The following is an 8529-nucleotide window of genomic DNA, read 5'->3' on the forward strand; positions in this document are numbered from 1 at the left end:
CGTGATTTGGTCCTGACGTTTTTTCCGCCGTCCAAGATCGAGCCGCGGGTATCCCTGCCGCGGCTTTATCTCCGGCAGCCGAACAAGAACGACTGGCGTGAATGGGCCGAGCTGCGCGCCATCAGCCGGGATTTTCTTGTCGAGTGGGAACCGCGCTGGCCGGATGACGCCCTGACGCGCGCCGCCTTCCGCCGCCGTCTCGCCCGCTATGCCGAGGACTGGGCGCGGGATCAGGGGTATTCCTTCTTCATCTACCGCCGCAGCGACGATGCGCTGGTCGGCGGCATCACCATCGCCAATGTCCGCCGCGGGGTCTCCCAGTGCTGCACCATCGGCTACTGGATCGGCCGTCCCCATGCCCGGCACGGCTACATGACGGAAGCGGTCCATGGCGCCTGCTCCTTCGGCTTCGATCAGCTTTCCCTGCACCGGGTCGAGGCTGCCTGCCTGCCGCGCAACTATCCGAGCCAGGGTGTGCTCAAGAAGGCTGGCTTCCGTGAGGAAGGACTGGCGAAGAAGTATCTGAAGATCGACGGCCGCTGGCAGGATCATGTCCTGTTCGCGCTGCTGCGCGAGGAGTTCTATCCAAGCTTCGCGGATGAGCTGAAGCACTTTTAGGCCGGGCTATTCCGGATCTAGTATGACCCCGCAACCGCTAGATAGAACGAGAGTGTCGCGACCGAGAGCACGGTCGTCGTCAGCACGACACGGCTCGTGAGCAGTGCTTCGCGCTGGTAGAATTCCGCTAGCATGAAGGGGCCTGTGCCGGTCGGCAGGGCGGCGAGAAGCACCGCAATGTAAGCAACGCTTGAGGGCAGGGCGAGGATAGGGACAGCGACCACCCATGTAACGGCGGGCTGCACCACCAGTTTGAGAGCGACCAGCGCGGCTTGAACCCGGTTGTTCGCGCCGGTGCTGGTGTTCTGGCCGGCATTGTCGGCGAGAAACAGCCCGAGCGAGACAAGGGCGCAGGGCGAGGCCGCCCCGCCCAACAGTGCCAGATAGCTGTCGAGGATCTCAGGGAGCGAGAGACCCGACGCCATGAACAGGGCACCGAGGGCGGGAGCAACGAGAAGAGGGTTTTTGGCGAGCGCGAGGGCTGTCTTGCGAAGAATGTCGCGGCGCCGGGACCCGGTCTGCAGGGCGCACTCGATCAGCACGATCGCGGCGGCGAAGAGCACGCAGGCGGTCAGGATCGTCGCGATCATCGTGGCACCCATCGCCGCGCTGCCGATCACGGAGAGAACCAGCGGGAACCCCATGTAGCCGGTATTCGGATAGCTCGCGTTGAGTGCGTCGATGGCTGCGTCGGCAAGATGACTGCCCTGCCGCATGCGAACCAGCAGCGTGGCGCCGAAGACCAGCGCACAGCCCGCCGTGAAGGCAAGGATAAAGTCCGGCTGCCAGATCTCCGCCAGATCGGCTTTCGCCATGATGCTGAACAGCATCGCCGGCAGGGCCAGATAGACCACGAACCGGTTGACCTCCCGTGTCGCGGTCGGGCCAAGAGCGCCGAAGCGCCGCGCGGCGTATCCCGTCAGGACGAGCGCGAAGATCGGCAGCACGATGATCAGATTGGAAAGCATGGATGAGATGAGGCGCCAGAGGAAGGACCACAGGAAGGAATAGTCTTTCTCTATTCTTTTCTTGCGATACAATCCAATCCAAAAATATGCACCCATCAATCCAGTTAGGGTATCAATGGATACGCGCCAGATGCGCTATTTCGTGGCTCTCGCCGAAACGCTGCATTTCGGGCGGGCGGCGGAGCGCCTGAACATGACCCAGCCGCCCTTCAGCCGGCAGATCGCCAATCTTGAACGGGATCTCGGGGTGACGCTGGTGAACAGGACATCGCGGCAGGTCTCGCTGACGCTGGCCGGGCAACGCTTCCTTGAGGATTCCCGTGAGGTTCTGGCCAGCTTCGATACCGCCTGTCGGGACGCGCGCCTTGTCGCCGAAGGGCAGAAAGGCGAGCTGCGCTTCGGCTTCATGATGCATGCCGCGCACCGGATCGTGCCGCGCATCGTCAGCGGCTATTCCGCCATCAGGCCGGATGTACGGCTGTCTCTTTCGGAGACCACACCGGCGGATATCGAGCGCCTGTTGCTGAACGGAGAACTCGATGCCGCCGTGACCTTCTCTGGCGGCACCGCACCGCAGCTCGAAAGCCTGCCGATTTTCACCGATCGCCTCTGCCTCGTGGTGCCGCCGTCGCACCGGCTCGCCGCGTGCTTGTCCGTCGAGGCGCAGGATCTGCGGGATGAAGACGTTATCGCCACCCCGGCAAGTGTCGCGGAGACGCTGCACCGGACCATCGTTGAGTACCTCACGGGCGGGGGCGTGGTGCCGCGTTTTCGCTTCGAGCCGCAATTGCAGAATACGATCCTGCGCCTGGTCGCGGCCGGGCTCGGGGTGGCTCTGGTGCCGGAATCGATCTGTGACGAGCGGTCGGCGGACCTGGTTGCGCGGCCGCTTGCCGGCGCGCCCGAGCTGGAGGTGGTCCTGAAAATAGCGCGGGAGCGGGACAATCCGGCTGTCGCCCCGCTGGTGGAGCTGATCCGCGCGCAGTCATTTTTGGGCACGGATGGGTGATTCCGGGATTTCTTCGGCTGAAAAGACGGGGACCGGCTCGACGTGGCGCAAGCATCGGGGCATTCTTCCATACACATTCCTCATCGGCCGCCCCGGCCGGCATCCACTGGATTTCACATGACCGACACGCTCGCATTCTCCTCGCGTCACCACAACCGGATTTCAGCCCTGCACAACCATGTCACCGAATGGCGCCGTGACCTTCACGCTCACCCCGAAATCGGGTTCGAGGAGGTGCGCACATCCGGGATCGTCGCGGAGAAGCTGAAGGCTTTCGGTGTTGACGAGATCATGACCGGGATCGCCACGACCGGCGTTGTGGGTATTGTCCGCGGACACTCCGAGGGCCCGATGATCGGGCTGCGGGCCGATATGGACGCGCTGCCGATGCAGGAATTCGGCGATGTGCCGCATAAATCGACGGTGCCCGGAAAGATGCATGCCTGCGGCCATGATGGGCACACCGCGATGCTGCTTGGGGCGGCGAAATTGCTGGCCGAAAGTCGGGATTTCGCAGGTTCCGTCGCGCTGATCTTCCAGCCTGCGGAAGAAGGTGGTGGCGGTGGCCGGGTGATGGTCGAGGAAGGGCTGTTCGAGAAGGCAAACTGCGAGACGGTCTGGGGCTTGCACAACTGGCCGGACCTGCCGCTCGGGACTTTCTGCCCGCTTGCCGGGCCTATCATGGCCGGGATCGACTATTTCGACATCGCGGTGCGCGGCCAGGGCACTCATGCGGGCATGCCCCATGACGGCGTCGACACGGTATTGGCGGCGGCCCATCTGGTCACCGCGATCCAGAGCGTGCCGGGCCGCAACGTCTCGCCGCACAAGACCGCGACCATCGGTGTCTCGATGTTCAAGGGATCGGATGCTTATGTGGTGATGCCGGACGAAGCGGTGATCGGCGGCTCTGTGCGCTATTTCGAGCCGGGCGTGCGCGACCTCGCCGAGGAGCGCATCCGCGCGCTGGCAACCGGGATCGCCGAAGGCTTCGGCTGCGAGGCGGTGATCGACTACCGAAAGAACTATCCCCCGGCCATCAACCCGCCCGCCGAAGCGGAGGTCGCGGCCAGGGTCGCAGAGGCGCTGGTCGGTGCGGACAAGGTGATTCGCGAGCACGATCCCTGCATGGCGGGCGAGGATTTCTCCTTCATGCTGAACGCGCGCCCGGGGAACTATATCTGGATGGGCACGGCAGCGCCGGACCACAAGTCCGGCAAGCTGCATTACCCGGATTACGATTTCAACGACGCCTCCATTCCGCTCGGCATCGGCTACTGGATGGAGCTGGTGGACACGCTGTTGCCGTCGAAAGCTTAGGCTAACGCTTGAAGCCTTGATCGTTGACGGCTGATTGGGGAGCAGAAGATGAGCGTCTATTCGGGCAGCTGTCACTGTGGCTTGGTACGGTTCAAGCTGGAGGCTGACCTTGACCACGTCCGTGTGTGCGATTGCTCGATCTGCCGGCGGCGGGGCGCATTGCTTCACCGGGTGGAAGAAGGGGCTCTGGAGTTACTCACCCCGCTCGAAGACCTCACGACGTACCAGTTCAACACGAAGCAAGCGACGGACTATTTTTGCCCGCGTTGCGGCATCCTCCCCTTCCGGAGACCGCGCACCGCTCCGCATTTATGGTCGGTCAATGTGCGCTGCCTGGAGGATGTCGATATAGACGCGTTTCCGGTTGAGAAGGTGTTTGGCAGTCGCCTGTCGTGAGGTGCCGCCCGTTGCTCAACGAGACTGGAACCTTCAGGCGTGGATTGCGATCCGGATTTCGGTGCCGGTCGCGCGCGCGACCCGGCGTACGGTCTCGAGGGAAGGGAGGGTCTTTCCTCCCTCAAGGCGCGCGATGGTGCTGCGGGAGGTATTCATTCTCTCGGCTAGCGCCTGCTGCGTCAGACCGGCTTTCGTGCGGGCAGCGATGATCTTGCGCGCCACCTCGAATTCCAGTTCGAGAGCATCATATTCGGACCGCGTTTCGGGGTCCTGAAGCAGTTCCTCCTGCAGGTCTGCGAATGCGATCTTCTCAACCATGGTCCAACATCCGTTTCATAGCCTTCGCGAGTTCCCGGTCGGGCGTTTTCTGGGTCTTTTTGACGAAGGCGCTCAGGATGACAATGCGGCGTCCCTCTGCGGTGAAGTATATGGCACGGTCGATCTCGTCCCTTCCCGATGCCCGCATCTCCCAAAGCTTGTCTCTCAGGGGCCGGACATGGGGCAGGCCGACATTCTCGGGTCCGAATTCCGTCAGGAGTTTCCCCACCCGGAAGATGCGTGCCCTGATGTCGGCCGGAAAAATTCGAAGCTCCTTGGTTGCACGTCCGTCGATCTCAAGGTGCCACTTCATTCAACATCCGGAACGTATCAAAATTGAGACAATACGGCAATCGCGTTTTGGCTCGATAATGTGACGTTCTGGAGTGCTTTTTTGGTAGAGCGGAACCTATGCCCGGCCGGCCTCGGTCGAGAGCAGGGCGGAATCGACGCCGAGTTTGGCCAGTGCCCGGTCCCATTTGCTGTCGAGATCGGTGTCGAAGACCAGCGCGTTGTCCGCATCGACATTGAGCCAGGCGTTTTCCTGGATCTCGCTGTCGAGCTGGCCCGGACCCCATCCGGCATAGCCGAGCGCCAGAAGATGGTCCTTCGGACCGCTGCCCGACGCGATGGTTCGGACGATGTCGATCGTCGCGGTCAGCCCGAATTCCTTGTCGATATCGAGCGTCTCCTCGCTCTGGTAGTCGGCGCTGTGCAGCACGAAACCGCGTTCGGTATCGACCGGTCCGCCGAAATGCACCGGCGGGTTGGCGACCAGGTCGGTTTCGCCAAACTGCATGTCGAGCTGTTCGATCAGGTCGCTGAACTCGATCGAGCCGACCAGACGGTTTACCACCAGGCCGATCGCACCTTCGGCGTTATGGACGCAGATATAGATCACGGAACGGGCAAAACGCGGGTCGCGCATTGCTGGCATGGCCACCAGAAGCTGTCCGGTGAGATAGCCTTCCTGGGTTTCCTCGGCGACGGTGCTGGTCATTCTTGACTGTCCTGATCTTCGGTTGCGCCGGGTCCGCCAATTCTTTCCCGCGTTTCCGGAAAATGTGACCGACGTGGCGGCTCCGGTCCACTATATATGCGGGACGGAAAGGGTGTGAAAACCCTGCAACAAGTTCGGGCATCTGATTATGAGTTGGGTCTTCCGCCCCAGAAATCCAATAGTGGTCGCTATTCTGGGCGTCATCATGGCGCTCGGATTTTTTGCGCGCCCTGCCACTGCTGCGCCCGGTGCGTCCGACTGGGTCAGTACCGAATTCGCCGATGTCCGGCTGATTTCCGCGGTGGCGGGAACCCAGGGCCAGGACAATGTTCCTCTCGGCCTGCAGTTCCGCCTGGCCGACGGCTGGAAGATCTATTGGCGTGCCCCGGGCGATGCCGGTTATCCGCCGGAAATTGACTGGCAGGGCTCAAGCAACCTTGCCGGAATGGCCTGGCGCTGGCCGGTGCCGGAACGGTTCAGCCTGTTCGGGCTGGAGACCTACGGCTACCACGGCGAGGTGGTGATTCCGATTCGCGCGACGCTTTCCCAGCCGGGTGAACCGTTGGCATTGCGGGCGGAGATGAACGCGCTGGCCTGCAGTGATATCTGCGTGCCGTTGACGGCCAGTCTGAGCCTCGATCTCGCCGGGACGGAAGCTAGCCCGACGGCGTTCGCCCAGCTGATAGACCGATTCCGCGCCCGTGTGCCGAAGAATCTGAGCGGGCTTGGCCTCGATATCGGTCAGGTCACGGCGGTCGGCACGCCGGAGCCGCATTCGCTCGCCGTCTCCATCCAGGCGACACATCCGCTCGACGCGCCGGATGTCTTTCCTGAAGCGCGGCAGGGCTTTGCCTTTGGCAAACCGGATATCGCCTTCTCCGCGGACCGGCGCTCCGCCGTGCTGACGGTCCCGGCCTCCTTGCCGGAAGGCAGCAGACTGGCCGGTGAGGAGGTCACCCTGACGCTGGTCGACGGTGACCGGTTCCTGGAGCGGAAGGTCACGGTTTCTGAAGCGGTGGAGGCCGGACCCTCCAACCGCTGGGCGGCACTGGCGGCTGTGCTTGGCATTGCCTTCCTCGGCGGCCTGATCCTCAACCTGATGCCCTGCGTGTTGCCGGTGCTGTCGCTGAAGCTGGTCGGCGCGGTGAAATATGGCGGAGCTGACAAGGGCACGATCCGGAGGGGCTTTCTGGCCTCGGCCGCCGGGATTGTTGTCTCATTCCTGCTGCTGGCCGGTGGGGCCATCGCGCTGAAGGAGGCGGGCCTTGCGGTCGGCTGGGGCATCCAGTTCCAGCAACCTCTGTTCCTTGCACTCATGGTGGCAATTCTGGTGCTCTTTGCGGGCAATCTTCTTGGTCTGTTCGAGATCGGTTTGCCGCAACGGGTCTCCGATCTCGGCCTTGCGGCTTCCGCTGTGGGCGGGCATGAGGGAAAAACCAGCCTGTCCGGTCATTTTCTTACCGGTGCGTTTGCCACTCTGCTGGCGACGCCGTGCTCCGCGCCGTTTCTCGGCACGGCGATCGGTTTCGCGCTCTCGCGCGGGTCCGTCGAGATTGCCGTTGTCTTCCTTGTCATGGGGCTCGGCCTGGCGGCGCCCTATCTTCTTGTCGCTGCGTTGCCTGGGCTCGCGCGCGCCTTGCCGCGGCCCGGCGCCTGGATGATCTGGCTGCGCCGCGTCCTCGGTCTGGCGCTCATGGCGACGGCTGTGTGGCTCTATACTGTCTTTGCCGCGACCGCCGCGTTGCCCGATACGCTTTTGCTCGGTGGCCTGGCACTGGTGCTGACGGCCGCGCTGACCTGGAGGGCGCGGGATGGCGTGCCCGGCAGGCGCGCGGGCGCACCGATTGCCCTGGCCGCCATGCTCGCGGTCGCCGGGGTTGGTCTATATGCAACGGTGCGGGAGAGCTCCGCACCGAAGGCATCCGATGTCGAATCCGCCTGGAGGCCTTTTGACAAGCGGGAGATTTCCCGGTTGGTGGCAGAAGGCAAAACTGTTCTGATCGATGTCACAGCGGACTGGTGCCTGACCTGCAAGGTCAACAAATCGCTGGTTCTGGAATCCACGGAGATTACCGGACTGATCGGGACGGAGGATGTTGTTGCCATGCGGGCTGACTGGACGGCTCCCGATCCGGCGATCGCGGATTATCTGGCATCGTTCGGACGCTATGGCATTCCGTTCAACGCGGTCTATGGTCCGGGTGCGCCGGGCGGTGTCGCGCTGCCGGAACTGCTGAGCCTTGAAGCGGTGCAAACAGCGATCGCGGAAGCCGGCAGCTAACGGCATTGGAATTGGAGCTGGTCGGCCCCATCTCAAGCATCGTATTTCTCTAGCAGAGAATTTTCTCGGCCAACCCGGCCAGACAACACCCAGGGGGAGAGACCAGAATGACTATCAAAGTTGGGAACGCATTTCCGGCGCTGACGCTGAAAACAAACACGGCGGACGGGATCGACGATCTCGATACGGCAGAATTCTTCAAGGGCCGCAAGGTCGTCCTGTTCGCGGTGCCGGGGGCGTTCACGCCGACTTGCTCCGTGCAGCATCTTCCGGGCTTCGTGCAGAAGGCGGGTGAGCTGAAGGCGAAGGGCGTCGACGCGATTGCCTGCACGGCCGTGAACGATGCTTTCGTCATGGGTGCCTGGGCCAAGGACCAGGGCGCGGGCGACGCTGTCACCATGATTGCGGACGGCAATGGCGAACTCGCCAAGGCGCTCGACCTTGAGATGGATGTCTCCGTCGCCGGCCTCGGCATGCGCTCCCAGCGCTATGCGATGGTTGTCGAGAACGGCACCGTCACCAAGCTCTTCGTTGAAGAGCCGCGCGCCTTTGAAGTCTCCAGCGCCGAACACGTGCTGGCCAATATCTGACGCAAACCGTCAGGCTCCGGGGGGGCGGC

At 63.0% G+C, this 8529-nt stretch carries 10 protein-coding genes; 6 read left to right on the forward strand and 4 right to left on the reverse strand.

Going from position 1 to position 8529, the window contains the following annotated elements:
• Positions 1-6 precede the first annotated feature (6 nt).
• The gene (locus IG629_RS17780; RefSeq protein ID WP_193173279.1) at positions 7-618 is read left to right on the forward strand and encodes a GNAT family N-acetyltransferase; all 612 of its coding nucleotides are present in this window, start codon (positions 7-9) and stop codon (positions 616-618) included.
• A 17-nt stretch (positions 619-635) separates the two neighbouring features.
• Here the strand turns inward: IG629_RS17780 and IG629_RS17785 are convergent, their stop codons facing one another.
• Positions 636-1586, reverse strand: coding sequence for an AEC family transporter (locus tag IG629_RS17785; protein WP_193173270.1), 951 nt, complete (start codon positions 1584-1586; stop codon positions 636-638).
• 115 nt (positions 1587-1701) lie between these two features.
• On the opposite strand from IG629_RS17785, the gene IG629_RS17790 reads away from it, so the two are divergent.
• The 3 genes from IG629_RS17790 to IG629_RS17800 all read left to right on the forward strand — a co-directional run bounded on the left by IG629_RS17790 (position 1702) and on the right by IG629_RS17800 (position 4311).
• Positions 1702-2595 carry a LysR family transcriptional regulator gene (locus IG629_RS17790; RefSeq protein ID WP_193173271.1) on the forward strand — a complete coding sequence of 298 codons (894 nt, stop codon included), beginning with the start codon at positions 1702-1704 and terminating at the stop codon, positions 2593-2595.
• A gap of 117 nt (positions 2596-2712) precedes the next feature.
• The gene (locus IG629_RS17795) at positions 2713-3915 is read left to right on the forward strand and encodes a M20 aminoacylase family protein (RefSeq protein ID WP_193173272.1); all 1203 of its coding nucleotides are present in this window, start codon (positions 2713-2715) and stop codon (positions 3913-3915) included.
• A 48-nt stretch (positions 3916-3963) separates the two neighbouring features.
• Positions 3964-4311 carry a GFA family protein gene (locus tag IG629_RS17800; protein WP_193173273.1) on the forward strand — a complete coding sequence of 116 codons (348 nt, stop codon included), beginning with the start codon at positions 3964-3966 and terminating at the stop codon, positions 4309-4311.
• 33 nt (positions 4312-4344) lie between these two features.
• Here IG629_RS17800 and IG629_RS17805 read toward each other — a convergent pair whose 3' ends face one another.
• From IG629_RS17805 to IG629_RS17815, 3 genes are all read right to left on the reverse strand, one after another.
• On the reverse strand, positions 4345-4629 hold the full coding sequence (locus IG629_RS17805) for a helix-turn-helix transcriptional regulator (RefSeq protein ID WP_193173274.1): 285 nt from the start codon (positions 4627-4629) through the stop codon (positions 4345-4347).
• Positions 4622-4942, reverse strand: a complete 321-nt coding sequence (locus IG629_RS17810) for a type II toxin-antitoxin system RelE/ParE family toxin (RefSeq protein ID WP_193173275.1) — start codon at positions 4940-4942, stop codon at positions 4622-4624. Before IG629_RS17810 ends, IG629_RS17805 begins: the two co-directional genes overlap by 8 nt.
• Positions 4943-5038: 96 nt before the next feature.
• Positions 5039-5629 carry a YqgE/AlgH family protein gene (locus tag IG629_RS17815; protein WP_193173276.1) on the reverse strand — a complete coding sequence of 197 codons (591 nt, stop codon included), beginning with the start codon at positions 5627-5629 and terminating at the stop codon, positions 5039-5041.
• Positions 5630-5810: 181 nt separating this feature from the next.
• On the opposite strand from IG629_RS17815, the gene IG629_RS17820 reads away from it, so the two are divergent.
• Together IG629_RS17820 and IG629_RS17825 are read left to right on the forward strand one after the other, a co-directional pair.
• A complete protein-coding gene (locus IG629_RS17820; protein ID WP_193173277.1) occupies positions 5811-7910 on the forward strand; it encodes a protein-disulfide reductase DsbD family protein in 2100 nt (699 codons plus the stop codon).
• 107 nt (positions 7911-8017) lie between these two features.
• Positions 8018-8500 (forward strand): peroxiredoxin, encoded by a 483-nt coding sequence (locus IG629_RS17825; RefSeq protein WP_193173278.1) that lies wholly within the window; start codon positions 8018-8020, stop codon positions 8498-8500.
• Positions 8501-8529 lie beyond the last annotated feature (29 nt).

This window comes from Nisaea nitritireducens (genome assembly GCF_014904795.1).
Taxonomy (GTDB): domain Bacteria; phylum Pseudomonadota; class Alphaproteobacteria; order Thalassobaculales; family Thalassobaculaceae; genus Nisaea; species Nisaea nitritireducens.

Excerpts from the sequence above, each read along its gene's own strand:
- IG629_RS17795 (WP_193173272.1), top strand. The coding sequence starts at position 2,713 with ATGACCGACACGCTCGCATTCTCCTCGCGTCACCACAACCGGATTTCA.
- IG629_RS17815 (WP_193173276.1), bottom strand. The coding sequence starts at position 5,629 with ATGACCAGCACCGTCGCCGAGGAAACCCAGGAAGGCTATCTCACCGGA.
- IG629_RS17790 (WP_193173271.1), top strand. The coding sequence starts at position 1,702 with ATGGATACGCGCCAGATGCGCTATTTCGTGGCTCTCGCCGAAACGCTG.
- IG629_RS17810 (WP_193173275.1), bottom strand. The coding sequence starts at position 4,942 with ATGAAGTGGCACCTTGAGATCGACGGACGTGCAACCAAGGAGCTTCGA.
- IG629_RS17825 (WP_193173278.1), top strand. The coding sequence starts at position 8,018 with ATGACTATCAAAGTTGGGAACGCATTTCCGGCGCTGACGCTGAAAACA.
- IG629_RS17800 (WP_193173273.1), top strand. The coding sequence starts at position 3,964 with ATGAGCGTCTATTCGGGCAGCTGTCACTGTGGCTTGGTACGGTTCAAG.
- IG629_RS17805 (WP_193173274.1), bottom strand. The coding sequence starts at position 4,629 with ATGGTTGAGAAGATCGCATTCGCAGACCTGCAGGAGGAACTGCTTCAG.
- IG629_RS17785 (WP_193173270.1), bottom strand. The coding sequence starts at position 1,586 with ATGCTTTCCAATCTGATCATCGTGCTGCCGATCTTCGCGCTCGTCCTG.